Raw genomic sequence first — 24,176 nt, 5'->3', positions numbered from 1 at the left:
CCCTCTCTCACATCCCTCGGGTTTGGGGTGGGCGCTCTCTCACATCCCTCGGGTTTGGCATAGGGGCTTGCGGTCGTCAAGTTTTTGAGACAGGTTTCGTTGTCGTTGTTGGTTAGGCGGCCAGGGGTTTCCGGGTGCTGGTTTTGTAGGCGGTGTGGGCGGTTAGTGGTGCTGTGCCGCCGGCTCGTTTGTTGGGTCGGCGGCGGTTGTACCAGCCTTCGATGTATTCCATCACTCCGGTTCGGGCAGCGAGCCGGGAACCGTAGCGTTGGTGGTGGTAGAACTCGGTTTTCAGGTGCGAGAAGAAGTTCTCCGCGACTGCGTTATCCCAGCACACCCCGATCTTGCCCATGGACTGGGTGACGCTGTTGCTGCCGCACCAGTTCTGGAATTCGTCGGAGGTGTACTGGGTTCCCCGGTCGGAGTGGAAGATGATCGAGGATCCGCTGAGGTGTCCGTGGTTCCGGGCCATCTGCAGTGCGGCGGTGCACAGGCTCGCGCGCATGTGGGCGGCCATGGCCCAGCCGATGACCATGCCGGAAAACAGGTCGATGACGGTGGCTAGGTAGAGCCAGCCCTCACCGGTGCGCAGGTACGTGATGTCACCTACCAGACGGGTCCCGGGCACTGATGAGGTGAAGTCCCGTTTGCCCTCTGAGTCGAGCATGTGGTTCTCAATATGTGCTGTCCTGGCCTGCGGGTCCTGAACAGTGGTGGTTTTCCAGGCTTGGGTGCGCACCGCCCGCAACCCGTTCGCCCGCATGATCGAACCGACGGTCGGGGCCGAGACCTTCACGCCCTTCTCATTGAGAATCAGAGTCAGCTGGTCCCGCCCGGCACGGCCTTCCTCATCTGTGTACAAGCTGGTGACAGCGGTGACCAGTTCCTGATGCCGGACCGCCCGCGGTGATGGCGCCGAGGGTTTGCGCCACCGGTAATACGAGGCCCGGGATACCTTTAGAGCCCGACACAGCCACACCACGGAATGGTTGGCCTTCTCCGCTTCGATGAATTCGTAGAAGTCCTCTACTTTTGCTTCGCGGCAAAGAAGGCGCTGACTTTTCCCAAGAACTCAACCTCAGCCTTCAACCGCGCGTTCTCGGCCAAAGCCTTCTGATGCTCTTCCCATTCCACGGGCCCACGATCGGGCACCGGGACCAGTGCCGGACCACCAGGGGAACGCTGACGGGCCCGCGCGAGCCAGTTGCCCAACGTGCTTTCCTTCACCCCGATCTCCTCAGCTACCTGTTTCACCGACCGATCAGTGGACAAAACCAGCTGCACTGCTTCCTCGCGGAACGCAGCGTCATATTTTCTTCTGGGCGTGGTCATCTGAAGCGAATCTCCCATCAAGCTGTCTCAGAAAACCATACGACCGCAGCTGCTAGCATCTGAAACCCTGGTCGGCACCGGCCGGGCCGGTAATTGGGGGGCTTTCTTTGTTTTCAGCTTTTGGCATTCTCTACGTCTTGGTGACAGTGGGCGTTGCAGCTTTGGTGATCTACGCCCTGGTGCTGGCGATCATCTTCCTTCGCCTCCGCATTCAGGAGCTGAAGCGGGGACAGGAACCCCCGTTGCGTTAGGCTCCAACCATGCCTGAACAGGAAACAAAACCACGTCTGGCCGGCTATCTGGACAAGCAGCAGCCGGATCTTTACGCGACCCTAAGCCACTATTCCCAGCAGCTCGTGGACGAAGCTGACCGGCTTGGCATCCCGCGCCGCACCCTTGAGCTCATCAACTACTTGTGCTCGCAGATCAACGGCTGCGCCTTTTGCCTTGACCTTCATCACCGGCGCGCCCTCAAATACGGCGAGACGGAACAGCGGCTGTCCCTCGTGGCCGTTTACAAGGAAGTTCAGCTGTTTGAACCCGCTGAGGTGGTGGCGATGGAGATGGCTGAGCAGATCACCCGTATGAGCTCGTCGAGGCCCAGCCCCGAGCTTTTTGAACAGGCACGTCAGCACTACAGTGACGAGCAGATCAGCGTCCTCTGCATGGCGGCAATAGGGATCAACGCCTTCAACCGTCTGTCTATCTTGAGCGAGCACCCGGTACGCGCAGCCAAGAAATAGATCCCATCGCTAGCCGAGTGTGTTGCCACCACCTACTTTGGCGTCCAACAGGGCTGTGACACACCCCTTGGCGGGCGTGTCGGAGCCGTCCAGGATTCAATGTGGGTGGTGAAGGTACGAGGTGTGGGTCGTGACCCTGTTGAAACGAGATCAGCCCTTGGGCAACCGGCAAGGGTTGCCCCGGGGGGCTGATTGACTTCCAAAGAAGGTCAGGAGGGCGCGAAGGTAAGCGCGGGCAGGCAGGGCGAGGGCCGCCGTCGTAAGTTCTCAGAGGATCCAACCAGGGCGTGCTGCCACCACTTACTTTGGCGTCCAACAGGGCTGTGACACACCCCTTGGCGGGCGTGTCGGAGCCAACCAGGATTCAATGTGGGTGGTGGCGGCACGAGGCGTGGGGTCGTGACCCCCGTTGTCATTGAATCAGCCCCCTGGGCAACCGGGAAGGGCTGCCCAAGGGCTGATTGACTTCCAAAGAAGGTCAGGAAGCCACGGACCACAAAGTCCTAAGCGTCCACAGTCTTCTTGAGCGACCGGCGCCGTCCGTATTTGAAGTAGAAGATGGCGTAGCAGGCACCCACGAACGGAACGCCGAACAGGAGTGCAGCTACTTGGTTGGGGTCGAACGCGATGCCGATCAGCGATACCAGGCAGAGCGCGAACGCGAGGATCGGTACCAGCGGAAACAACGGAGCCCTGTACGGAAGCGTGCTGAGGTCTCCACCGTTCTTGATGAACGTCCGGCGGTAGATGAAGTGTGAAGCGACGATGGACATCCAAACGCCAACGGTCGCGAAACCGGCCACGGAAACGAGCACCAAGTAGACAGTGGCCGGGGCAACAACGCTGCTGATCAGCGAAGCCAGGCCACCCAGCGTACTGACGCAGAGGGCCACCATGGGGATCCCGCGCTTGGTCAGTTTACGGAAGGCCTTGGGGGCGTGGCCTTCGTCGGCCAGCGAGAAAAGCATGCGTGCACAGGAGAAAAGCCCGCAGTTGCCCGCGGAAAGCAGTGCCGTGATGATCACGAAGTTCATGATGTCCGCGGCGTATGGGATGCCGAGCATGGAGAAGACGGTGACAAACGGGCTCTCGTCCACGCTGACTTGTTCGTAGGGAATGGTGGCGGCGATGACCACGATCGCACCAACAAAGAAGATCATGAGTCGTATGACGGTGGTCCGCATTGCCTTGGGGATGTTCGCCCCGGGGTTTGCAGTTTCTCCAGCGGCAACGCCGATCAGCTCGGAGCCCGAGAAAGCGTAGAAGACCGCCAGGCACGTGACGAAGACGCCGGTGAATCCGTTCGGGAAGAGGCCGTCCGGCGTGCTGAAGTTCTCGCCAAAGGACGGATACTCGCCAGCGGCCAGAGGGTGGAAGCCAGCCAATGCGGCTCCGCCCAGAATGATCAGGCCGACGACGGCGGCAACCTTGATCAGCGCGAACCAGAACTCCGATTCGCCAAAGACGCGCGATGAAATGGCATTGAGGGTGAACAGGACCGTGGCGAAGACGAAGCACCAGATCCAGACGTCGACGCCAGGGAACCAGCGTTGCATGAGTAAGCCCGCTGCGGTGAACTCGGAACCTAGAGCCACAGCCCAGCAGAGCCAGTACAACCAGGCCGTGGCAAAGCCAGTAGCCGGGCCGATGGTGCGGGCGGCATAAATGTGGAAGGCACCTGAGACGGGGAACGCAACAGCGAGCTCCCCGAGGCATGCCATCACCAGGTAGACCACCACGGCGCCAATGAGGAAGGCAATCACGGCGCCCAAGGGGCCGGCGGTGGAGATGGTGTATCCGGAACTAACGAACAGGCCAGAGCCGATGACGCCACCCATGGCGATCATCACCAGGTGCCGGGCCTCCATGGACCGGCGAAGTCCTGTCTGTGAGGCGCCAGTCTGGGACTGTGCCTCGGTTGCCGATGCTTCGGCTTCTGTGGGGGAGCTGAGTCCCATATTCCCTCCGGGAAGTTAGCCAGCAAAGTCTGAAGTAGTCGTACTAGTGGGACGTGATCCAACTAACACGAGAACAAGATTCATCACATGACGAATGATCATTTCAAGGAGGATAAGAAACGTGATTGAACGCACTGGGCGCTCATGGTCGAGCCCAAGAGTTTCTAATCATTGAGTCATGCGAGCAATTACTCTACTTGTGACCTGCTAGGTTCTAGCGGGGCTTCATCAGCGAAAAGCCTTGGAAGCCCAGCGATTTACTCGATGCCTGCGAACAGCTCATTGAGCTCGGCTGTGAGCTGCTTCCGAACAGGCGGTGTGCCGATTTCCTTGCCGTTGATGTGGTTCACAGGGGCAATTAAACGGATGCTGGAGATAAGCCATACGGCGTCGGCATCAAACAGGTCCTGCGGCACAAGCGGCCCATAGCCGAGCTCCCAGCCGGCAGCTTTTGCCGCTGCGAACAGTGCGCCCTGCGAGGTGCCGGGCAGGATTCCGCTGTCATGCTGCGGCGTGATGAGGCGGCGTATGGTCTTTACGGAACCTTCGCCGTCGTCGACTGTTTCAAGGTGAGCCAGCAAAACAGTGGAGGTTGGGCCCTCCAGCACGCGGCCATCCGTGGAGGTGAAGATGGCATCATCTGCGCCCTGCTTATGCGCAAAGCGCAGCGCAGCCATGTTTACTGCATAAGAGAGCGTCTTGGCACCCAGCAACAGCCACGGCGCCCGTTCGCCGGCTTCGGTGTCGAAGCCACGGTCCAAAAGTACGACGTCGATGCCCGTCTCGCGTTGTCGGCGACTGCCCGCAGGTGAGGGCGAAGCCTGCACCCAGCATGTGGGGCTGGCTGCACCTTCGACACCGCGGGTCACGATCAGCTTGACCACAACCTCGTCCTCCTCCGGCGTGGGAGCCGGGTGGACATCGCGGAACTCGTTGATGGCGGTGTCGATCGCCTTGCGCCAGGCATCCTGCTCCGGAAGTACCAGGTCCAAGGCTGCGGCGGAACTGCTCAGCCGGTTCAGGTGGGCCTGGACCTTGCGGGGCCGTCCCTGAACAGCGAGGAGTGATTCGAACACTCCGTCGCCGCGGGTCGCGCCAAGGTCGGTAGCCATGAGCTGTGGCTGGCTTGAATCGGCAATGCGTCCGTTTTCGAAGGCGGGGTCAAGGAAAACCAGGACCGTGGGAGCAGGTGAAGTCATGGTCCCAGCTTAGTGCGGGGCCGTGGCGCACGACTTTGCCGGATAGGCTGTGGTCACTGTTGTTCTTGGACCGTGGGGGTTTGCAGGTGCTCTTTCCTTTTCCGTTTGGCCAGGAGTGGACCTGGTTGTTAGGCGCGTGGGCCATCGCGGAAGTGATCATGCGCATCGTCCTTTTGGGCATCATTCCCGGTAACCGGCGTCCCACCACCGCCATGGCCTGGCTTTTGGCTGTGTTCCTCATCCCATCCGTAGGGTTCGTCCTCTTCCTCCTTTTTGGCAATTTCAAACTGTCCAAGCGCCGGCGTGAACAGCAGGAAGAAGTGAATCGGCGCGTGCGTGCCGTCACTTCCGACCTTGCAGATCCAGTGAGTGTCTATTCAGGCCCGGAATGGGTGAAGTCGGCGGGTGAGCTGAACCACCGTCTTGGTTCGCTGCCAATGGTGGACGGCAACAAGGTTGAACTGATTCCCGGTTACGAGGAGTCGATCAAAGCCATGGCCGAGGCGGTTCGGAGCGCGAAGGACTACGTCAACGCGGAGTTCTACATCATGAGCAGCGATTCCGTCACCGATGAGCTTCTGACTGAGCTGGAGAAGGCGACCGAGCGCGGTGTCACGGTGAGGCTCCTTTTCGACCACATTGGAACGCTTCGGGTAAAGGGATACCGCCGCCTGATCCGAAGACTGAAGGCAAGCAAGATCCAGTGGAAGCGGATGCTCCCGCTTTTGCCCATTCACGGTCAGTGGCGGCGCCCGGACCTGAGGAACCACCGCAAGATCATGGTGATCGACGGACTGGTCGCTTTCACCGGCTCTCAGAACTTGATCGAGCCTTCCTACAACAACCCAAAGCACCACAAGGTGGGACGCAAATGGGTTGAGCTTATGTCCCGGCTTGAGGGACCGATCGTCGCTACCTTGAATGTCGTCTTCGCAACGGACTGGCTCAGCGAAACCGACGAGTCCCTGGAAGACCAACTGCGGCTGCCAACACAGCCTCCGCCTGGTCGCGTTACAGCCCAGGTAGTGCCGAGTGGCCCAGGTTTCGCCACTGAAAACAACCTCCGCTTGTTCAACACCCTGATCTATTCGGCGCAGCACACGATCTCCATCTGCAGCCCCTACTTTGTCCCTGATGATTCCCTGCTGTATGCGATCACCACAGCAGCGCAGCGAGGTGTCGCCGTGGAGCTTTTCGTGTCGGAAAAGGGGGACCAGTTCCTGGTTCACCACGCCCAGCGTTCATACTACGAAGCCCTCTTGGATGCAGGGGTTCGCATCTATTTGTACCGGGCGCCGTATGTCCTCCACGCCAAGCACTTCACCATCGATGACGAAGTGGCCGTTCTTGGTTCCAGCAATATGGACATGCGCTCCTTCTCCCTGAACATGGAGGTCTCGGTGATGCTCCTCGGCGCCGAAACCGTGAACCTCATGCGGGCCGTGGAGTCCACGTATCGCGAGGTGTCCCGTGAGCTTATGTTGGAAGACTGGATGGATAGACCCCCGCTGGCGAAGTATGTGGATAACGTAGCCAGATTGACTGCGACGCTCCAGTAGCCCTCAACTGTGGACTAGCGGCTCAGCCCGGGAATTCAGCGCCAAGCGTGGACAGCACGCCGAATGCCTTAGTCCGGATTTCCTCGTACTCATCGTCCGCAACGGAATCCGCGGTGATAGCTCCACCCACGCCGAGTGACAGGGTTCGCCCGCCAGCGCTATCGGGATTGACCACCAGAGTGCGAATCACCACGGCAAGGTCCGTGGCCGCGTTCAAGGAGAAGTAGCCGATGGCGCCGGAGTAGATGCCCCGAGGCCCGGATTCGAGTTGGTCGAGGATGTCCATGGTGCTGATCTTCGGCGCACCTGTCATGGACCCGGCCGGGAAGGCTGCTGCCAAGGCTTCCGCCCGCGGAGCCCCCGGACGAAGGTGCGCGTCTATGGTGCTCACCATTTGGTGGACCGTTGCGTAGCTCTCGATCGCGCACAGCCGGCTGACGGTCACCGAACCCGGGATGGCGAAATGGCTGAGGTCGTTGCGCAGCAGGTCCACGATCATGATGTTCTCCGCACGGTCCTTCAGCGACGTCTCAAGATCGTGCCGCAAAGCAGCGTCCTCGGAGGGGTCGGAGGACCGGCCGCGTGTCCCCTTGATCGGCTCCGCACGCATGCCGCCGTCGGACAATATGCGGAGGAATCGCTCGGGCGAGGTACTCGCGACCACCAGTTCGCCGAACCGAAGGTAGCTGGCGAACGGTGCCGGGTTCCGGCGTCGAAGGCTGAGGTAACCCGCCCAAGGATCCAAGTTGCCAGCGGGGGCTTCCAACGTAGTGGTCAGGCAGATCTCGTAGGAGTTTCCTTCGCTGATTTCGTGCTGGGAGTCCGCGATCTTGCGCTTGTAATCCGTGGCGGAGTCGCGGCTGACGAATTCGGGAACCGGGCCGGATGACACAGAAACGGCGACGTCAAGAGCGGCGACAGCAGCCTCGACGGCGGCGCGGGCCTCCCGGAACCATTCCTCGGCGTCGGGAGCGTCCAAGGCAAGCAGCCAGACAGTTTGTTCGCGATGGTCCAGCACCACAGCCCGACCGGCAAAGAGCAGGGCCGCGTCCGGGGTGTCGGAGGGAACGTCATTGCCGCCGGTTTCGCGCTTGAGTTCGTAGCCGAGGTAGCCGAGCCAGCCAAGAGTGAACTGGCCGTCGTAACCGCGGGGTGCGCGGACGGCGCGGCGGCCCCAGACAGAATCGAGCCAGCGGAAGAACGGCCCGGAGGTGCTCACGGTGGCGGAACCGGCGGTCACTTGGGTAGTCCCGGACCGGTGAAGCACCGACTGGCCGAAGGTGCCGCCGTCGTCTGCCAAGATGCTGAAGCGGCTGCGGGCGGCCGCTTGTGAACGGCCGGCGACCGCGGAGGCATTGGAAGAATCCAGCCACACCGCGTTTTTGGACTTGCCGTACAAGGAAGCGAAGAGAAGCGCTGCGTCGGGCGTCATCTCGAGGCGCTCGGAGCGCAATTGCAGTCCTCGGCGGGCGCTGAGTTCCGGCGACAAAATGGCGGCAACCGGAGGCAGATACATGAGGGCACGCAGTACATCATCCGGTGCGCTGCCGTCCGCAAGGTTCTGCACGCGAACGTCGGCGGCGCCGATCACCGCATCGGCTGAAAGCCACTCGTCCTCTTGGGCTGCCCAGCTGTCCCAGTAAGGTTCGTAGGTGCTTCCGTCACGGGTCAAAGCCCGACGACGGCGATCGTCACCTGGGGATTCCACCCACACCACGGCATCCAGCATGGGACGGGCTGCATCCGCTGCCGCTCCTACGCCTTCCACAATGACTATCTCGGCGGGCAGCGTGACGTTCAGGCCGCCGTCGTAATGCTTCTCCCAATCCCAACTGGTCCATTCCGCCGCCTGGCCCTCGCTCAGCGGCTTCAGGACCGTGCCGACGTACCGCTCGATGCCCGGCATGAGACCGTTCCAGCCCGGGTAGATGTCCTCGAGATGGAACAGCGAAACCTTGTGGTGCTGCCGCAACCGGGCCGCCAGTTCAACGGCCAGCGTGGTTTTTCCTGCGCCGGACCTGCCGTCAACAGCGATGATCACAGGTGCAGGGGTCATGTCATAGAGGTTACCTGCTGGTGGTCCTGGCCTGCCGCGGACTGCGCGGAGCTGATGGCTGCCTTGACATACTGCACGATCCCGGGGATGGCGGCCTTGATGAGCGTCCACGTGTTATCGAAGTCCGCGTGCCCGCCGTACCAAGGGTCTTCGATGCCCAGGTCCAGGGAACTGCGGCCCGCCATGTGCGGATCGAAGCTGCGGAGCATCCGAACTTTTTCGAGTGAGGAGTGATCCGGCGCGCCTTCCTGGAGCCATCCGAAATGGTCAACGTCCAGTGCGAGGATCAGGTCACGTTCGGCGTACCATTCCCGCCGCCACTCGCGCGCAACGTGGTCCTCCGACGTGAGGTGCTGTGCGGTCAGGACGCGTGCGGCACGGGGGTCTATGGGGTGTCCAACCTCGTACCCTGTAGTGCCCGCGGAGTCCACCACTACAAGCCGGCCGAGCCCTTCCGCTTCGAAGGCTTCGGTAAGCATGAGCGCTGCCATGGGCGAGCGGCAGATGTTTCCAGTGCAGACCGTGATGATGCGGTATGGGCTCGTCGTTGAGTACATGCAGCAAGCATGATTCATGGCGCCCCCTCTTGGCTAGGGGGAACTTCACAAGTGAGTCACTTTTCCTGTCAAAGCTGTCACGCCGGCGCTTCCAGCAGGTGCTTGCGCTAGGCGGGAGTGGCTTCCCGTGCTTCGGCGGCCAGCGCTGCGGCGGCCAGGTAAACGGTGCGTACGACGGCGGCGCGTCGCCTTTCGGCCCTGCCCGGATAGTCCCCGGCCATGAGTCCGTCGAGCGCAGGGAGCACGGGGGCGGCGTCGCACAAACTCACGATGGTGATGAGGAGGTCCCCGGCGTCTTCCTTGGAAATGCCAGGGAGGGCGGCGATAGTGCTATTGACCTTGGAGGCGCAGTTGGCCATCCGCTTGGGCAGTCCGACAACCTCCGCGCCCCGTTCGAGCCCTTCCCAAAACAGGAGGCGTGGTGCCGTGGCATCCTTCTGGTGGTGGTCGAAGAGCCGGCCGGCGTAGTCTGCCATTGCTTCGGGACCGCTGCCCTCGATGGGAACTTCATCCATGAGTGAGCTCAGGGCGGTGACGATTACGGCGTCGAAAAGCGCATTCTTGTTGCCGAAGTATTGGTAGATCCGCTCCTTGTTGACACCCGCCTCTGCCGCAATGCGGTCAATGCGTGCACCGGCCAGTCCACGCGCGCAAAACTCGGACGTTGCTGCTTCGAGCAGCAGCCCTTTAGTTCGCTCTGTGTCCCACGCCATAAGGTCATATTACCAGTTTCCAACTAGATGGTTGTAATTGTGGGCGAGCGGGGTTATTGTGATCCCAAGCCAAAAGCAACCGTTTAGTTGGAGAATGCCATGACCACACAAACAACCTCCGAGATCACAACCGAGCCCACAACGCCGGCACCCCGCCCTCACATGCCGTCCGTGCACGTTCGCGCGGTTATTACGTGGCTGGCCATCTTCCCGCTCGTGTCCATCGGCATGCTGCTCCTGGGGCCCGTCATGGACTCGTGGCACCCCGTCTTGCGCGCACTGATGCTAACGGCCCTTGTGGTTCCCGCGGCTGTTTACGTTGTGGTGCCCAGGCTCATGGCCGGCCACGGCGCCCTGAGCCGCAAGGCCGTAGAGCGCGCTGCCCAACGCGCTGCCCGCAAATCCGCTTCACCCAAGTAGGTCGCAATTGAGCGCGTTTTGGAGGTTCAAAACGCGCTCAATTGCGACCCAGTTGGGTGCAACGCCGGGACTAAGCGTTCCGCAGCCGCTCGACGTCGGCGATGGTCGGGTATGCGGCCTGCGTTCCCTTCTTCGTTGCAGCCAACGCGGCCGCCACTGAGGCAAAGGATGCAGCATCCGCCAAGGAATCACCAGCGGCCAAACGTGCAGCGACAGCACCAGTGAAGGCATCGCCGGCGCCCGTAGTGTCAACCGCAGAAACACGCGTCGGGGCAATGCGCATGATCTGGTCTTCAGTGCCACGCGCCAACGAATCCAGGACCACGGAACCATGTGCGCCGAGAGTGACCAGAACCCGCTGCAAACCCCGGTCCGCAAACTGGCTCCGGACCGGCTCCCACGCCTCCACGCCAGCCTCGGCGTCGGGTACGTCGGCTTCTGCGCCGAGGAACAGTGACGCCTCGTGCGCATTCACCAGCAGCACGTCGCTCAACCTGGCCAAACTCTCCGGCACCTCGGCGTAAGGCGAGAGGTTCAATAGAACTGTTGCGCCGGCGTCGTGCCCTGTTTGGGCGGCGGCGATGACCGTATCGGTCCCCACCTCCAGGCAGAGGCACACCACAGCCGCGTCCTCGAAGCCCTCGGGCGTAACGTCCGACGGCCTCAGGGTGCCATTGGCGCCGGCCGAGATGATGATGCTGTTCTCGCCGCTGGCATCCACGGAAATGACTGCGACACCGGTGGCGACGTCGGAGCGTCGGACCCGCGAAACGTCCACGCCGGCGTTGGCTGTCGATTCAAGGAGCATGGTGCCGTTGGAGTCGTCACCCACAGCGCCGATCAGGGTTACATGCCCGCCGAGCTTGCTGGCAGCCACCGCCTGGTTGGCACTCTTGCCGCCGGGGTTCACTGCGAAACCGTTGCCGTGGACTGTCTCGCCGGGTTGGGGGAGGCGGTCGCAGTAGATGGTGAGGTCTGCGTTGAGGGAGCCGACGACGACGATTCCCGCCTTGGGTGCGCTGGTCATGCGGCCACCTTTTCGTTCTCGGTCACTTCTGCGTCCACGGGCTTCGGAATGAGCAACGACGCGGCGAAGGCAGCGAACGTGATGGCGAGGCCCACCACCACAACGGTCAGATAAGAAGCCTTGTCGTCATTGAGCGAAGACGTGGCCACCAGGACCGCAGGAAGGACAAGGAAGCTCAGGCCCGCGCCGAGGTTGAACGCGCCGGCATTCATGCCAGGCAGGAAGCCCGGGTTGCCCTGGGGTGAGAGAACCACGCCCAATCCGTTCAGCATGATGTTGACCGTACCTGCGTACATGATGCCCAGCAAGGCCGTGCCCACGATCATCATGGGCAGGTTGTTGAGTCCGAAGAACGCGATGATGGCCAGTGCCACGAGGCTGCCGACAAGGCCGATGCGCAGGACCTTGGTGTAGCCGAGGACAGGCGCCAGGCGGCCGCTGATGGGGCCGAACAGCCAGCCAAGCAGTGCATAGGGGGTCAGGATGATGAGCGACATCTCGGTGGGGCCAACGCCGAAACCGGGATCAGCTGCCTGAACATAGGCCGGGACTATGCCGTTGATGACCGCGAAGATGCCCGTCATGGTGAGGGTGGTGGTCAGCAGCGGAGCCCACGTGGAGCGCTGGCGCAGGTGCACTGTTTCCACCATGGGCTGCTTGGCGCGCTTTTCCACACTCCAAAACGCAAAGAACGCGACGGCGGCAATCACCGTGAGCACGATCGCGAGGGTCAGGGTGCCGGCGTCGAAGGCCGTGGCCAGTTTTGCGCCCTCGTTCAGTGCGGTCAGCAGGGCACCGACGGCGATGACAATGAAGAACACGCCCAGCCAGTCCATGGTGGTGCCGGCGGCGGGCTTGCTTTCGCCTGCGAGGACGGCGATCAGGACGGTAGCTACCAAAGCGAGTGCAACCATCAACCAGAAGATGCTGCGGAAGCCGAAGTTCTCAGCGAAGTATCCGCCTACGAATGAGTCGACGCCGGCCACGCCGCCGTTGACTGCGGTGATGAGGCCCATGAGGGTGCCGTACTTGCGCGGATTGGAGACCGCGGAGCGGAGCATGATCAGGCAGAGCGGAACAGTTGGGCCGCTGACGCCCTGGATGATGCGGCCCACGAACAGCCACGTGACGTCGGGCGCCATTGCTGCGATGACCGAGCCGACAGCCATCAGGAGCATCATCCCAACGAGGATCTTCTTACGGCCAACGATGTCGCTGAGGCGCGGGAGGAAGAGGGAGAAGAGGGCTGCGGCGGTGAAGAACCAGGTCTGGGACAGGCCGATGGTGGCTTGGTCCGTGTTGAGTTCGTTGCCCATGGTGACCAGTGCGGGGCTGAGCATGGACGCATTGAGCTGGAAGGCCACGCAGGCGGCCAGCAACGCAACCATGAGGGCGGTGACGTTGCCGCGGGTGGATTTGGATTCTGTTGAGGGGGAGGACATTATTTGGCTTCCCCTGCCAGGATTGCCTCGGCCGTGGCGTTGACTGCAGCGGTGGCGTCAGCGCCGACGTCGTGCGTTGGTTCGCCGATCCGTTCAATAGCATCGGTGACCAAATCCCAGAACTTCTTGTGATCCAGGTCCACGGCAACGGAGGTGTGGCAGTCATCCGGGGCGGGTGCGCGGAAGTCTGCAACGGTCATACCGAGGGTGAGTTTGCCCTGCAGTTCGATGTCTACGGGGACCTTGCGGGTGGTCATGACGGTGGGGTCGATGACGTAGGCGACTGCACAGGGGTCGTGGACCGGCGGGAAATCGAAGCCTTGGGCATCCTTGTAGGTCTTCTGGAAGAAGTCCATGAGTTCCATGACGAACTTGGCCGGCTTGGTGCCAATTTTTGCGATGCGGTCCACTACCTCGTCCGTGGCCAGCGCCTGGTGCGTGAGGTCCAGGCCGACCATTACCAAGGGCCACTCTTCATTGAAGACAATGTGCGCGGCTTCGGGGTCGATGATGATGTTGAACTCAGCCACGGCGCTCCAGTTGCCCACGTGGTAACCGCCGCCCATGAGGACAACTTCCTTCACGCGCTCCACGATGCGCGGCTCCTTGCGGGCGGCCATTGCAATGTTGGTGAGGCCCGCGGTGGGGACCAGGGTGACCGTGCCCGGCTCATGTGCCATGACGGTTTCAATGATGAGGTCGACGGCGTGGCGCGGGTCCAGCTCGATAGCGGACTCGGGCTGCTCCGGGCCGTCCATGCCGGAATCGCCGTGGATGCTGGGGGCCGTTTCGATGGTGCGCACCAAGGGGCGGTCGCAGCCTGCAGCAAAGGGGACGCCCGTGATGCCGGCAATGGTGGCTACGGAAAGGGCGTTTCGGGTGACTTTTTCCAGAGTCTGGTTTCCCACCACGGTGGTCACCGCCAGCAGTTCGATGTCCGGGTTGCCGTGCGCCAGCAGCAATGCCACTGCGTCGTCATGGCCAGGGTCGCAGTCAAGAATGATTTTCTTGCGTGCCGGTGTCACGGTGTTGGGTTCCACGGTTCTCTCCACGTCATTGGGGCCTGCCTGGTAGTTGCCCGGGGCAGGGCGCTAAGCATTCAGGGGAATTTTGGCACTGCTTTGCGGGGTACGTCAAACGCTTAACGCTCTGCATTTGCTCGCTACGTCAAGCGCTTGATGCCTTCTCGCAGGTCAGAGCGGTTTATGAACGCTACGATCGATGCATGGAATCCCTGGATCGGCGCCGCGGCCGCGCGCCCCGCTCACCTCGCGTGACGGCTGCGATGGTGGCCGCCCGGGCAGGCGTTTCGACGGCGACCGTGTCACTGGTGGCGAACGGAAAAACGCAAGGGCGGGTATCCGAGGACAACATTTCCCGCGTCCGTTCTGCCATCGCCGAACTCGGCTATGTGGTGGACAGCATTGGCAGTTCCCTTGCGCGCGGTGTCAGCTCGATTGTCATCCTGGTGACGCCGGACGTTTCCAACCCCTTCTTTGCCAACGTCATCGCCGGTGTTCGGGAATCACTGGGTTCCGAATACCAGCTGCTGCTCTCCGTGACCGACGCCGGAGAATCACCGCAGGCCGATGACGTCCGCAAACTTCTGGCACTCCGCCCTGCCGGCTTGCTGGTAGGTGCCCCCAGTGCGGAGTTCCTGGAGGAACTGTCACCCGCGGGGCCGCTGGTGCTGCTGGACGCGCCGGGCCTTGAGTCCTACGCGCCTTCCGTGAATCTCGATGTCGCCCAAGGCGCCCGCGAGCTGGCCCGGCACTTGGCCGCTTCAGGACACACCCGGGCCGCCTACGTGGACGGCGTGACGGGTACAACCACCTTCCAATTGCGGCGCGAAGCCTTCCTGGCAGAGGCTGCCTCCTGTGGACTTTCCGTGGCTGACGGGCACGTCATCAGCACCCCGATCGACGTCGGTGCTGCCGCCGCCGCGTTCGCCGCTGCCTGGCCGGAGTGGCAACGCGAGGGGGTCACCGCCGTCGTCTGCGGTACCGATACGCATGCCTACGGCGTGCTGCAGGAAGCCCGCGTTGAAGGTGTGCGCATCCCTGAGGAGCTGGCGGTGGCAGGCTTCGATGACCTGCCCTACTCGGCCACCAGCAACCCCAGCCTCACCAGCGTCCACCTGCCTGCGACGCCCTTGGGACGCAAAGCGGGGGAGCAGCTGCGGGGGTTGATGGAAGGCCTGCCGCTGGAGGAATCGCATGTGACGCTCGAGAGCTCGCTGGTGGTGCGGGGATCTACGTCTTTTCGCTAAGGGGCAGCGTTTCTAGCGAGGAGATAGGGGGCGAAGCTGGTCCTCCGTGACGGGCAGCGAAACCGTGAAGTAGATCTGGGGAGCTGTCATGTCGCCCCAGTCCTCTTTCTTCACTCGAACCACGGACGGCGTCACTTCCGCTATCCGCACGCGCAACCAACCGCCGTCGTCGAGCCGTAACTCGTGAGGGTCGGCGAGGTAACTCAGCCCGAGATCGTCAAGAGTTTCCTCGGCGCTCAACCAGTCCACAACGTCGGTCCGGGGACGGCCCAGCAAATCCACGGCAACAAACCCGTCATCGATGGGCTTCATCCAACCCACGTGCTCGCCGTCGTCCGCGCGTCGGTGTTCGATCCAGTCCGGCTCCATGCCCATGACGGTAGCACCAGGGTCGGCAGGGTTGCCTCGCTTCCGGGTTGCCTCGCTGGGGCAGGTTTGCCGACTAGTGAATGACTGCGAGCAGGATGCCCACGAGTACGAACAGGCAGCCGAAGACGCGGTTGAGTACTTTCTGGCCGCGTTGGTCGTGGGTAAATCGCTGGAAGGACCTCGCCGCCAAAGCGAAGAAGAACCACATCACCAGGATGTCGATGACCAGGACGGTGACTGTCAGCACGGCATATTGCTGGAGAAGCGGCTGGTCCGGCCTGATGAACTGCGGCATGAACGCCAGGAAGAACACGATGGCTTTCGGGTTCAGCAGGTTCACCCAGATGCCGCGCTGGAACATGGACAGGGCTGACTCGTTCTTTTGGCTGTCGACCTTTTCCTCGTCCAAATCCGGCTTGCGCAGGAACTGCCTGATCCCGAGGTACACCAGATACGCGGCGCCAGCATAGCGAATGACATTGAAGATGACGGGTGAGTTGGAAACAAGGACGCCCACGCCCAGGGCAACGATGACGATATGGATGACCAAGGCCACCTGCTGCCCGAGAATGCCCCAGATGGAGCGTCGGAAGCCGGAATTGAGCGAGTTGCTCATGGTGAAGATGGCGCCGGCGCCGGGAGTGAAACTGATCAGGGTGCCGGCACCAACCAGGGCCAGCCAAAGTGAAAACTGCACACCTCAGCTTATGCCCGGTAGGTGGGTGGTTTGGTCGCGCGCCGTCACCACCTACTTTGGTGGCCTACGAGGCGGAATGCACCCGGAGTTGGTTGATTCTCGCGCTCCCGCAGCTCAAAGAAGGTGGTGAAGGTACAGCCACCGCCCCGGGCCATAGGGCAAACTGGTGCCGTGAGCGGAATCCCGTGGGTACTGCACGTAGACCTCGACCAGTTCATTGCGGCTGTCGAGGTCCTTCGCCGGCCTGAGCTCGCGGGGAAACCGATCATTGTGGGTGGTCGGGGAGATCCTACGGAACGGGCCGTGGTATCCACGGCATCCTACGAAGCAAGGGCCTTCGGCGTCGGCTCCGGGATGCCTCTGAGGATCGCAGCCCGTAAGGTGCCGGACGCCATCATCCTGCCGGTGGATCAAGAGGCCTACCTGGCGGCTTCGGACGTGGTGATGACCACCCTGCGCGCACAGCCCGGTGCCACGGTTCAAGTGCTGGGCTGGGACGAGGCTTTCGTTGGCGTCGAAACTGAGGACCCGGAAGCCTATGCCAAGCAGATCCAAGCCGCCGTCCTGGAGCAATCCCGGCTGCACTGCAGCGTGGGCATCGGCGACACTTTGGTCCGTGCAAAGAATGCGACGGATTTTGGCAAACCTGCCGGCATCTACAGGCTGACAAAGGACAACTGGCTCGACGTCATGGGCGAAAAGCCCACCAAGGAGCTGTGGGGTGTCGGGAGCAAAGTGTCGCAAAGGCTGGCGAAACACCACATCACCACGGTGGCTGAGCTTGCCGCGTGCGATCCCCAGGATCTCGTCCCCGAATTCGGCCCCAAGATGGGACCTTGGTACGCCCAGTTGGGACGCGGGGAAGGTTCCAGCGAGGTGGATGACACCCCGTGGGTCGCCCGCGGGCACAGCCGGGAGACCACGTATCAGCAGGATCTCACCGACCACTCACAAATCGAGGACGCCGTGAAGGAGTTGACGGCGCAGGTCCTGGGAGACGTCGCAGCGGAGGGACGCCCGGTGATCGGGCTGACCCTGAAAGTCCGCTACGCACCGTTCTTCACCAAGACCTACGCCAGGAAGATCCCCGAGACTTTTGACAGGGATGAAGTCCTCACGCAGGCCTTGGACCTCACCGCCAAAATGGAGCCGGACCGTCCCATCCGGCTCCTCGGATTGCGCGCCGAAATGTCCATGCCCGAGGAAGCCCGAAAGGGACATACGCCGACGCGCAGCGGCTGGTGAAAGCCAACGCCCGACGGCGGCCCGGCAGCTACCAGCGCGGGTGGATCGCTTCGCGGAAGTAGCGGTCATAGATATCCCGGACTCCGTCAGCCAGCCCTGCCCCGACGGATTGCATCCCACCGGCCTCGGCATTTGCGGCTGCCTGCGAAGCGGATCGTGCTCCGGGAATGACCGAGGTGACACCGTCCTGGGCGATGACCCAGGCGAGAGCCGCTTGTGCGGTGCTGGCGCCGTCGGGCACTAAGCCGCTGAACTTCTGGGCGGCTCTGACACCGGTTGCGAAATCGACGCCGGAGAACGTCTCGCCGACGTCGAACGAAGAACCGTCGCGGTTGTAATTGCGGTGGTCGTCCTCAGGGAACTCGGTGTCCGGCGTGTACTTCCCGGACAGCAAACCAGAGGCAAGCGGCACCCTGGCAATAATGCCAACGCCTGCTTCCTTCGCTGCGGGCAGCACCTCGTCGAGGGGCTTCAGACGGAAAGCATTGAGGATGATCTGCACGGAGGCGGTGTTCCCGCGCTTGATGGCCTCAAGGGCCTCATCCGTGCGCTCGACGCTGACGCCGTAGTTGCGGATGGTGCCTTCGCTGACCAAAGTGTCCAGGGCGTCGTAGACTTCGTCGCTGCTGTAGACGGACGTGGGAGGGCAGTGCAATTGGACGAGGTCCAGGGTGTCCTGCTGCAGGTTGCGCCGCGAACGGTCGGTCCACGTCCGGAAGTTCTCCAAGGTGTAGTTCCCGTGGACCTGATCCACACGGCGGCCCATTTTGGTGGCAACAGTGAGGTCCAGGTCCGGATGTGCCTGGAGGAAGCGTCCGATGAACTGCTCGCTGCGGCCGTCTCCGTACACATCGGCTGTGTCGAAGAAGTTGACGCCGCCTTCCACCGAGGCTTCCAGGACGGCAAAGGCGTCCTCTTCGGTGACGGAACCCCAGTCGGCTCCGAGTTGCCACGTTCCCAGTCCGACAGTTGAGACGGACCTGCCGGTCTTGCCAAGTATGCGCTGTTCCATGGTTTCGACTATATGGGTTATTGCTCGTCCATCCGCGCTACTTTTCCCATCAAGTACTTTCGTTCAGGCAGGCTTCCGGTCTTCTTGGCGGCGGAAAGGTACGCGGCGCGGGCCTCCACATAGGAGCCCGACATCTCCAGTAAATGGCCCCTGACAGCGTCCAAGCGGTGCGTCCGGCCAAGCGCGCCATCCAACCCGGCCAGCAGCTCAAGCCCGGCGCCGGGTCCATGCACCATGGCCACAGCTACGGCCCGGTTCAGCGTGACCACGGGACTGGGTGCCACTGCTTCTAGGACTGTGTACAGGGCGAGGATCTGCGGCCAGTCAGTCTCCTCATCGGTGGTGGCCTCCGCGTGCACAGCGGCGATGGCGGCCTGAAGTTGATACGGCCCGGGGGCCCCGCGTCCCAGGACGGAGGACAGCAGTGCGATGCCCTCTTCAATCTGCGTCTGGTTCCAGAGCCGTCGGTCCTGTTCCGCCAACGGGACGGGTGTTCCGTCTGGCAGCGCACGCGCCGTGCGTCGGGAATCGGTCAGCAGCATCAACGCCAGCAGGCCCACGGCCTCCGGTTCACGCGGTGCGACGGCCACCAGCAGGCGCGCAACCCGGATGGCTTCAGTGGTCAGCTTCTCGCGCTGAAGCGACGGACCCGAGCTTGCCGCGTAGCCCTCGTTGAAAATCAGGTACAGCACGTGAAGTACGACGCCGAGCCTTGCCTTGCGCTCGGAAGCCGGCGGCATGCTGAACGTGGCTCCCGCCTTCTGGATCCCCTGTTTCGCGCGGCTGATGCGTTGTCCCATGGTCGCTTCGGGGACCAGGAAGGCCGAGGCAATTTCCGCCGTCGTGAGTCCACCGACGGCCCGGAGCGTTAAGGCGAGTTGCGACGGTGCCGATAGCGCCGGGTGGCAGCAGAGGAACATCAGCGTGAGGGTGTCATCGGCTTCTGATACGGAGCTGTAGGAGAAATCAACGTTCATGCCCGCGGCTCGGTCCTCGCGGGCCCGGCGGGCGCTTTCGCTGCGCCACATATCCACCAGCCGGCGGGATGCGACCGCCATCAACCATGCCCTGGGATTGTCGGGCAGCCCGGAGGGCCACTGAAGGGCGGCCTCAAGGAGTGCTTCCTGGACGGCATCCTCGCAAGCGTCGAACTGTCCATGCGTCCGGGCCAGCACGCCGAGGACCTGCGGCGCCAACGTGCGCAGCAGGTCCTCCAGTCGCGTATCCCGCGGGGAACCCAGTTAGACCTCCGGCGAAGCTTCCTGCGGCGGAGCTTCCTGAACTGCGCGAAGCTCAACCACCTGCGCGTACTTCACGATGCTTGAACAGATCTCAACGGCACGTTCCTCGCTGGCCACGTCAACCACCCAGTAGCCCACCAGCGACTCCTTCGACTCTGCGTACGGGCCGTCCGTGGTGATGACGCCGCCCGGGGTCTGCTTGACGAGCTTCGCGGTGCTGCCGTCGGCCAGTCCGGCGTTGAACACCATTTCGCCGGACTCCGTCAGGTCCTTGTCGATCTGGATCATGAACCCGATCATTTCCTGGATCCAAGCCGGGTCGGCGGTCTCCATCATGCCCTCGGCCGATCCGAACATCATGATCATGTATTTCATCTCAAACTCCTTGTGAGGAGCGCCCTGTGTGGGTGCTTTCACTCATGGGTCGGAACTGCGGCGGGCTTTTCTACATGGTTGGGCGAATTTTTTGTGGCGACTACGCCCGGGCTATGACCTCACCATTCGGAATGAGGAAGAAGCCGTCATCGGTTGCTCCCCAGCGGTGCCAGCCCGCGGCGATCCTTGCGAGGTCGGCCTCGTTGGCGAATCCATACTCCAGGGCTTGCTCGGCGAACGCGGAGTGCAGCACGCGTTCGCTCCAGACCCTTGATTGCCACGCGCGCTGCTGGGCGGTGGCGTAAAGCCAGTTGCTGCTGGTCGGTGCGACCTGGGTGAAACCTGCTTGCTGGGCCCACGAAACCAGGCGACGGCCGGCGTCGGGTTCTGCTCCATTGCGTCGGGCGATCTTTTGGTAGAGCTCCATCCAGTCGTCCAATTCGGGGACTTCGGGGTACCAGCTCATGCCGTGGAAATCGGCGTCGCGGACGGCAACAATGGCGCCGGGTTTGGCCACCCGGCGCATCTCGCGGAGGGCGGCGACGGGGTCGGTCAGGTGCTGGAGGACTTGGTGGGCGTGGACGAGGTCGAAGGATTCGTCCTCGAAGTCGAGGTCGTAAATGTTGCCGGTCTGAAAGGTCACGTTGTCCACGCCGCGGTCGGTTGCCAGCTCTGTGGCTTGCGCGACGATATCCGCTGACCGGTCCAAACCGATTACCTGGGCAGGGGCAACCAGCCCCGCGAAGTCGCAGGTGATACTGCCTGGTCCGCATCCGACGTCGAGCACTGATGTTCCGGGGGTGAGATGGGGGATCACGAACGCGGCCGAGTTCTCGACCGTCCGTGAGGCGTGGGCCCGGACAACCGACTCGTGGTGCCCGTGGGTATAGACATCTTCAGGCTGCTGCGCGTTCATAGGGAAACGCTACCCAACTGGGTCGCATTTGTGCGCGTTTTGGGCGGTCAAAACGCGCACAAATGCGACTCAGTTGGGTTCGGGTTGGGTGGCTTCCTCACGCGCTGCCAAGGTGGCTTCCACCATGTCCGTCATGAACCGGGTGACAAGCTCCAGTTCCTCGGGGCTGTAAGCGGCCATGGCCTTGCCCATGCGGATAGCCAGCGGCATGAACATGGCGCTGCCATCCCGGTACGCCTTGGGCGTCATCTGCAACTGGACTTGCCGCCGGTCGGTGCCAAGACGTTCGCGTACTACGTGCCCCGATGCATGCAGGCGATCAACCAACGCAGTGGTGGCGGGGGAGCTGAGCCGGAGTTCGGCGCGGAGAACACCAGGCGTGACCACTTTCCCCGCCGCCGTGTGGCGCATGATGACGGCGAGTGCGTTCAAGTCCGTGCGGTGCATGTCGTTCCGCCCGCCTGCGGCGTCCACGTAGTGGTTGGCTTCGAGGGTGAAGTCCTGGAGGAGCCGCACAAGTTCCTGGGGAGCGGCGGTCTCGGGACGGTTCGTATCCTGGCCCGTTTCCGGGCGGCTCGCCTCAGGGCGCGGGACTGTTGAGTCCGACATGTCCGCCCTCCTGCCAGCGTCGTCTCGTATTTACTGCCTTCCGGATATTACTCCCAGCCGTAGGGGATTCTGGCATTCGCTTCTCGGCGCTCTTGGAATAGTTCCATCATAGAGATAATCTATGATGGAATAAAGCCCCTGAAGCATCCCCAGAGAAGAAGGACTCATGAACTCGCAGAAAGTACCGTTCTGGCTGCGCTGGCTGGTGCCCGTGGTGCTGGTCATAACGTGGCTCGGCATCGCAGGCATTGGAGGCCCCACCTTTGGGCGACTGGAGGAGGTCTCCTCAAACGACCAGGCATCATTCCTTCCCGCCGGTGCAGAAGCCACGGAAGCTGGCGACTGGCAGGCCAAGTTCCGGGACTCCGAAGAGATTCCGGCCGTGGTCATCGTGGAGAACGACACTGCCTTCACCCCGGCTCAGCTGGGCGAAGCAGCCCAACTGAAAGCCGACATTGAGGCACTTAAGCTGGGGAGCGCCGTCGTCGGGCCTATTCCGTCCGAAGACGGCAAAGCCGTCCAGTTCATTGTTCCCATGGCGTCCTCCGATGAGCTGCGGGAGAAAGTCCAGGAGCTGCGCGACGTCGTGCAGCCCGGTGCCCCGGACGGAATGCAGGCGTTCGTCACTGGGCCCGCCGGCCTGACCGCCGACCTCGTCAACGCGTTCGGCGGGATCGACGGCATTTTGCTGTTGGTTGCCCTGGGTGCCGTGTTCGTGATCCTGCTGCTGGTTTACCGCTCCGTGGTGCTGCCGCTGGCGGTGCTGTTCACCTCGGTCTTCGCCTTGTGCGCCGCGATTCTGCTGGTGTTCGGCATGGCCAAGCTCGGCTGGATCCAACTGAACGGCCAGAGCCAAGGCATCCTTTCAATTCTTGTGATTGGTGCGGCCACCGACTACGCGCTGCTGTATGTTGCGAGGTTCCGTGAAGCCCTGACCCACACCACTAACCGCACGCAGGCGGTCATCACGGCTTGGAAGGCATCGTTCGAACCAATTCTTGCCTCTGGTGCCACTGTGATCATCGCACTGCTCTGCCTGCTCTTCTCGGACCTGAACTCCAACAAGGCCCTGGGTCCTGTGGCGGCTGCCGGTATCCTCTGCTCCCTGTTCGCCGCGCTCACACTTCTGCCCGCGTTGATGGCTTTGCTTGGGCGGGCCGCCTTCTGGCCCTTCCGGCCCAAGCTGCTGCCCGACGACGAACGCGAACCTGAGATTGTCACCGGACTTGAGGGGCAAAAGGGTCTGTGGCGCGCCACGGGTCGGCTGGTCTCCAAGCGGCCGCGCGTTGTGTGGGTGGCTTCGGTCCTGCTGCTCCTTGCCGCTTCGACCGGCTTGATGCAGTTGAAGGCCAACGGGGTTCCGCAAACGGACGTCATTCTTTCCGCATCCGACGCCGTCGACGGCCAGGAAGCGCTGGCGCGCCACTTCGACGCCGGCAGCGGCAGCCCCGCCGTCGTGGTCGCTTCCGAAGGTGCTGCGCAGCAGGTGCTGGAGAAGGTCAAGGCGGCCGACGGTGTGGGCGACGCGTACCTATTGGCCGACGGTAATGTCCCGATCACGGGCGCCCCCGGCACTCCTGCTGACCCGGCTGTCCGCGATGGCAGGGTTCTGATCAACGCCACGTTGAACTCGGCTGCAGATTCGATTGAAGCAGAAGAAGCGGTGAAGTCGCTGCGGGTGGCTGTTAAGGACGCCGACGCCGACGCTTTGGTGGGTGGCGTGACTGCCACCGCGCTGGATACCAACACCACTGCCCAACGCGATCTGGTGGTCATCATTCCCATTGTGTTGGTGGTCATCCTCTTCATCCTGATGCTGCTGCTGCGATCCGTGGTGGCGCCAGTGCTGCTGGTGCTCTCCGTGGTGCTTTCGTACGGTGCCGCGATGGGTGTCTCAGCGTGGGTCTTCAATGGAGTCTTCGGATTCTCCGGCGCCGACGCTACCGTGCCGCTTTTCGGCTTCGTGTTCCTGGTGGCCCTTGGCGTGGATTACAACATCTTCCTGATGAGCCGTGTCCGTGAAGAGTCGTTGAAGCATGGGACACGTCCGGGAATCCTGCGGGGATTGGCTGTTACCGGCGGTGTCATTACCTCTGCCGGTGTGGTCCTGGCCGCTACGTTTGCGGCCCTTGGTGTCATCCCCATCATGTTCCTGGTCCAGCTCGCGTTTATTGTGGCGTTCGGTGTGCTGCTGGATACGGTGCTGGTCCGCTCCCTGCTGGTTCCCGCGCTTGCCTACGACATCGGCAGCAAGATCTGGTGGCCGGGGAAGCTGGCACGTGAGTCTTCGTCGGCGCCGGTCGCTCCTCGCGAGGAGGAAGAGGCACCGGTGGGGCGGTGAGTTCGGCCTGCTCGGCCCTCAGCTGGTGAGGGCCGGGCGGCGCTCCAGCACCATGGCGTCGCGCCATCAATTCCGAGCACTGAGACGGGTTTGGAC

The 24,176-nt window shown here is 62.5% G+C and carries 23 protein-coding genes; 7 read left to right on the top strand and 16 right to left on the bottom strand.

The features are described from left to right. Positions 1-112 precede the first annotated feature (112 nt). A protein-coding gene (locus ACNAOT_RS20345) for an IS3 family transposase (protein ID WP_420181171.1) occupies positions 113-1,332 on the bottom strand; the annotation gives its coding sequence in 2 pieces (ribosomal slippage) (positions 113-1,065 and positions 1,065-1,332; 1,221 coding nt in all). Between the two features lie 107 nt (positions 1,333-1,439). Here ACNAOT_RS20345 and ACNAOT_RS20340 point away from each other — a divergent pair. Next, entirely contained in the window at positions 1,440-1,583 is a 144-nt protein-coding gene (locus ACNAOT_RS20340) for a hypothetical protein (protein WP_166660322.1), read from the top strand. A 9-nt stretch (positions 1,584-1,592) separates the two neighbouring features. Then, on the top strand, positions 1,593-2,075 hold the full coding sequence (locus ACNAOT_RS20335; protein WP_178995830.1) for a carboxymuconolactone decarboxylase family protein: 483 nt from the start codon (positions 1,593-1,595) through the stop codon (positions 2,073-2,075). A 503-nt stretch (positions 2,076-2,578) separates the two neighbouring features. Here ACNAOT_RS20335 and ACNAOT_RS20330 read toward each other — a convergent pair. Beyond that, positions 2,579-4,033 carry an amino acid permease gene (locus ACNAOT_RS20330; RefSeq protein ID WP_420179167.1) on the bottom strand — a complete coding sequence of 485 codons (1,455 nt, stop codon included), beginning with the start codon at positions 4,031-4,033 and terminating at the stop codon, positions 2,579-2,581. 257 nt (positions 4,034-4,290) lie between these two features. Next, a complete protein-coding gene (locus tag ACNAOT_RS20325; protein ID WP_420179166.1) occupies positions 4,291-5,232 on the bottom strand; it encodes an aminodeoxychorismate lyase in 942 nt (313 codons plus the stop codon). A gap of 158 nt (positions 5,233-5,390) precedes the next feature. Here ACNAOT_RS20325 and cls point away from each other — a divergent pair, with 158 nt between their 5' ends. Next, positions 5,391-6,791: a cardiolipin synthase gene (gene cls, locus ACNAOT_RS20320; protein ID WP_243836856.1), complete on the top strand. Its 1,401-nt coding sequence runs from the start codon at positions 5,391-5,393 to the stop codon at positions 6,789-6,791. Positions 6,792-6,813: 22 nt separating this feature from the next. Here cls and pabB read toward each other — a convergent pair whose 3' ends face one another. The 3 genes from pabB to ACNAOT_RS20305 form a co-directional block, all read right to left on the bottom strand. Beyond that, positions 6,814-8,847, bottom strand: a complete 2,034-nt coding sequence (gene pabB, locus ACNAOT_RS20315) for an aminodeoxychorismate synthase component I (protein WP_420179165.1) — start codon at positions 8,845-8,847, stop codon at positions 6,814-6,816. Continuing rightward, on the bottom strand, positions 8,844-9,404 hold the full coding sequence (locus ACNAOT_RS20310) for a low molecular weight protein-tyrosine-phosphatase (RefSeq protein WP_178995839.1): 561 nt from the start codon (positions 9,402-9,404) through the stop codon (positions 8,844-8,846). The genes pabB and ACNAOT_RS20310 overlap by 4 nt, the downstream gene beginning before the upstream one ends. 107 nt (positions 9,405-9,511) lie before the next feature. Beyond that, positions 9,512-10,117, bottom strand: a complete 606-nt coding sequence (locus ACNAOT_RS20305) for a TetR/AcrR family transcriptional regulator (protein WP_091469900.1) — start codon at positions 10,115-10,117, stop codon at positions 9,512-9,514. Positions 10,118-10,216: 99 nt separating this feature from the next. On the opposite strand from ACNAOT_RS20305, the gene ACNAOT_RS20300 reads away from it, so the two are divergent. Next, positions 10,217-10,537: a hypothetical protein gene (locus tag ACNAOT_RS20300; RefSeq protein WP_420179164.1), complete on the top strand. Its 321-nt coding sequence runs from the start codon at positions 10,217-10,219 to the stop codon at positions 10,535-10,537. Between the two features lie 70 nt (positions 10,538-10,607). On the opposite strand, the gene ACNAOT_RS20295 is transcribed toward ACNAOT_RS20300, so the two are convergent. The 3 genes from ACNAOT_RS20295 to ACNAOT_RS20285 are packed head-to-tail and all read right to left on the bottom strand — an operon-like array spanning position 10,608 to position 14,046. Beyond that, positions 10,608-11,564 (bottom strand): ribokinase, encoded by a 957-nt coding sequence (locus ACNAOT_RS20295; protein ID WP_420179163.1) that lies wholly within the window; start codon positions 11,562-11,564, stop codon positions 10,608-10,610. Then, complete coding sequence (locus ACNAOT_RS20290; protein ID WP_420179162.1) at positions 11,561-13,006, bottom strand: MFS transporter; 1,446 nt, start codon at positions 13,004-13,006, stop codon at positions 11,561-11,563. The genes ACNAOT_RS20295 and ACNAOT_RS20290 overlap by 4 nt, the downstream gene beginning before the upstream one ends. After that, positions 13,006-14,046 carry a nucleoside hydrolase gene (locus ACNAOT_RS20285; RefSeq protein ID WP_420179161.1) on the bottom strand — a complete coding sequence of 347 codons (1,041 nt, stop codon included), beginning with the start codon at positions 14,044-14,046 and terminating at the stop codon, positions 13,006-13,008. Before ACNAOT_RS20285 ends, ACNAOT_RS20290 begins: the two co-directional genes overlap by 1 nt. Before the next feature lie 185 nt (positions 14,047-14,231). Here ACNAOT_RS20285 and ACNAOT_RS20280 point away from each other — a divergent pair, with 185 nt between their 5' ends. Beyond that, entirely contained in the window at positions 14,232-15,275 is a 1,044-nt protein-coding gene (locus ACNAOT_RS20280) for a LacI family DNA-binding transcriptional regulator (RefSeq protein ID WP_420179160.1), read from the top strand. A 12-nt stretch (positions 15,276-15,287) separates the two neighbouring features. On the opposite strand, the gene ACNAOT_RS20275 is transcribed toward ACNAOT_RS20280, so the two are convergent. Beyond that, complete coding sequence (locus ACNAOT_RS20275; protein ID WP_420181205.1) at positions 15,288-15,644, bottom strand: hypothetical protein; 357 nt, start codon at positions 15,642-15,644, stop codon at positions 15,288-15,290. A gap of 73 nt (positions 15,645-15,717) precedes the next feature. Continuing rightward, positions 15,718-16,341 (bottom strand): LysE family transporter, encoded by a 624-nt coding sequence (locus ACNAOT_RS20270; protein WP_420179159.1) that lies wholly within the window; start codon positions 16,339-16,341, stop codon positions 15,718-15,720. Between the two features lie 171 nt (positions 16,342-16,512). On the opposite strand from ACNAOT_RS20270, the gene ACNAOT_RS20265 reads away from it, so the two are divergent. After that, the gene (locus ACNAOT_RS20265; protein ID WP_420179158.1) at positions 16,513-17,586 is read left to right on the top strand and encodes a DNA polymerase IV; all 1,074 of its coding nucleotides are present in this window, start codon (positions 16,513-16,515) and stop codon (positions 17,584-17,586) included. A gap of 28 nt (positions 17,587-17,614) precedes the next feature. Here the strand turns inward: ACNAOT_RS20265 and ACNAOT_RS20260 are convergent, their stop codons facing one another. The 5 genes from ACNAOT_RS20260 to ACNAOT_RS20240 all read right to left on the bottom strand — a co-directional run bounded on the left by ACNAOT_RS20260 (position 17,615) and on the right by ACNAOT_RS20240 (position 21,739). Then, on the bottom strand, positions 17,615-18,598 hold the full coding sequence (locus ACNAOT_RS20260; RefSeq protein ID WP_420179157.1) for an aldo/keto reductase: 984 nt from the start codon (positions 18,596-18,598) through the stop codon (positions 17,615-17,617). A 17-nt stretch (positions 18,599-18,615) separates the two neighbouring features. Then, a complete protein-coding gene (locus ACNAOT_RS20255) occupies positions 18,616-19,794 on the bottom strand; it encodes an RNA polymerase sigma factor (RefSeq protein ID WP_420179156.1) in 1,179 nt (392 codons plus the stop codon). Positions 19,795-19,839: 45 nt separating this feature from the next. Beyond that, positions 19,840-20,214 (bottom strand): YciI family protein, encoded by a 375-nt coding sequence (locus ACNAOT_RS20250; RefSeq protein WP_420179155.1) that lies wholly within the window; start codon positions 20,212-20,214, stop codon positions 19,840-19,842. 100 nt (positions 20,215-20,314) lie between these two features. Then, positions 20,315-21,130: a methyltransferase domain-containing protein gene (locus ACNAOT_RS20245; RefSeq protein ID WP_091469920.1), complete on the bottom strand. Its 816-nt coding sequence runs from the start codon at positions 21,128-21,130 to the stop codon at positions 20,315-20,317. Between the two features lie 69 nt (positions 21,131-21,199). After that, positions 21,200-21,739: a MarR family winged helix-turn-helix transcriptional regulator gene (locus tag ACNAOT_RS20240; protein ID WP_364308988.1), complete on the bottom strand. Its 540-nt coding sequence runs from the start codon at positions 21,737-21,739 to the stop codon at positions 21,200-21,202. A gap of 166 nt (positions 21,740-21,905) precedes the next feature. Here ACNAOT_RS20240 and ACNAOT_RS20235 point away from each other — a divergent pair, with 166 nt between their 5' ends. After that, complete coding sequence (locus ACNAOT_RS20235; protein ID WP_420179154.1) at positions 21,906-24,080, top strand: MMPL family transporter; 2,175 nt, start codon at positions 21,906-21,908, stop codon at positions 24,078-24,080. Positions 24,081-24,176 lie beyond the last annotated feature (96 nt).

Origin of the sequence: Paenarthrobacter sp. TA1.8, from assembly GCF_048595705.1 — a bacterium.
Lineage (GTDB): Bacteria > Actinomycetota > Actinomycetes > Actinomycetales > Micrococcaceae > Arthrobacter > Arthrobacter nitroguajacolicus.
Note: the sequence above shows the minus strand (reverse complement) of the source record. Positions and strands in the feature narration are given on the sequence as shown.